This window comes from Psychrobacillus sp., from assembly GCF_056205495.1.
Genome location: NZ_JBAEAP010000203.1, coordinates 1 through 1,679, shown reverse-complemented (window position 1 = coordinate 1,679; position 1,679 = coordinate 1). Strand labels below are relative to the sequence as shown.

Sequence of the window (1,679 nt, the reverse complement as noted above, 5' to 3'; positions counted from 1 at the left end):
GTGCAAGCCATGAGACTTAATCTTCTGCTGCTCCGCTTTTATCTCCTCAATGGACCACTTTTCCCCTGCTGCCACATGATGCAACGACCATACAATGCCCTTGACACCAGGAATCTGTCGAATATGATCTAATTGAACATGATCATTTTCCTCACCAAACCATCTAAAAACCATTTCCATTTATATCACCTAACAATCCTTATATTTCTAAATAGTTTTGAACATTGTTATAGCAAATATCTTTTACAATCTGACCTAATAATTCGAAGTCTGGCGGATATTCGCCTGCTTCCACCCAATCCCCGATCAAGTCACATAAAATTCTTCGGAAATATTCATGACGGATATAGGAAAGAAAGCTTCTGGAATCAGTCAGCATCCCGATAAAACGTGCTAATAATCCTGTGTTAGAAAGCACCTTCAATTGCTCCAGCATACCGTCCCGCTGATCACCAAACCACCAGGCAGTTCCAAACTGAATTTTCCCGGGTACATCCCCTTGGAAATTCCCAACCATAGTTCCTACCATATAATTGTCTCTTGGATTTAAGTTGTAGATAATCGTTTTCGGCAGCTCATCCGTATAATCTAAAGCATTCAATAGGTTAGACAAATCGGAAGCATAGGAAAAATCATTGATCGAATCAAAGCCGGTATTAGGTCCTGCAATCCCTAGCATCCTTTTGTTGTTGTTGCGAATAGCCCCTATATGCAGCTGCATCGCCCAGCCTTGTTGAGCGTACATCCTCCCAAGCTCGATCATCGTTGCTGTTTTAAACTGAACAATTTCCTCATCAGTTAACACGTCATTATTTAGTCCCTTTTGAAAGATAGTCTCTATATCAGCTTGCTTAAAATCTCTATAAAAAGCACTGTCGAGTCCGTGGTCTGACAAGCGACAGCCAGCCTCATGGAAAAATGCAACTCGTTTATGTAAACCGGATAAAAAATCGTCAAAGGTACGGACGTTCTCCTCACTTGCCTTCTCTAGCTTTTCAACCCACTCCAAAAAAGTATCTAGTTCAATTCCAAGCGCACCATCTGGTCGAAAGGTTGGAAGCACCTTTACTGGAAAGCTATCATCCATTTGGATTGCCTTATGATATTGCAAATCGTCTATTGGATCGTCTGTCGTGCAAATCACTTGCACATTCGACTTTTGAATAAGGGAACGTGCCGTGAACTCTTTCGTTTGTAAAAGCTTGTTGCAATGCTCCCAAATCTCATCAGCCGTTTCCTTGTTCAGCGACTTTTCTAACCCGAAATACCGCTTTAATTCTAACGAAGTCCAATGATACAACGGATTACCGAGCGTATAAGGAACAGTGGCTGCCCACTTATCAAACTTCTCTTTGTCAGTTGCATCACCTGTTATAAAGCGTTCCTCTATTCCATTTGCTCGAAGTGCCCTCCACTTATAATGGTCGCCCTCCAGCCAAATCTCATATAAATTTGCAAAAGCTTTATCCTCTGCTATTTCCTTGGCCGAAAGATGACAATGATAATCGATGATTGGCATATCCTTCGCATACTCGTGATATAGCTTCTGAGCTGTCTCTGTTTTCAATAAAAACTGCTCATCCATAAATGCTTTCATACGTATCCTCCCTTAGTCCATTAGCATTCCACCGTTAGCCTCCACTATTTCTCCTACTAGATAGCTAGAATAATCGGATGCC

At 41.6% G+C, this 1,679-nt stretch carries 2 protein-coding genes; both read right to left on the bottom strand.

The genetic code is table 11. From position 1 onward, the window contains the following. A partial coding sequence (locus AC06OU_RS05990; protein WP_475854617.1) for a mannonate dehydratase occupies positions 1 to 180 on the bottom strand: 180 nt, incomplete at its 3' end. 19 nt (positions 181 to 199) lie between these two features. Beyond that, complete coding sequence (gene uxaC, locus AC06OU_RS05985) at positions 200 to 1,597, bottom strand: glucuronate isomerase (RefSeq protein ID WP_475854616.1); 1,398 nt, start codon at positions 1,595 to 1,597, stop codon at positions 200 to 202. Between the last annotated feature and the right edge of the window lie 82 nt (positions 1,598 to 1,679).

Excerpts from the sequence above, each read along its gene's own strand:
- uxaC (WP_475854616.1), bottom strand. The coding sequence starts at position 1,597 with ATGAAAGCATTTATGGATGAGCAGTTTTTATTGAAAACAGAGACAGCT.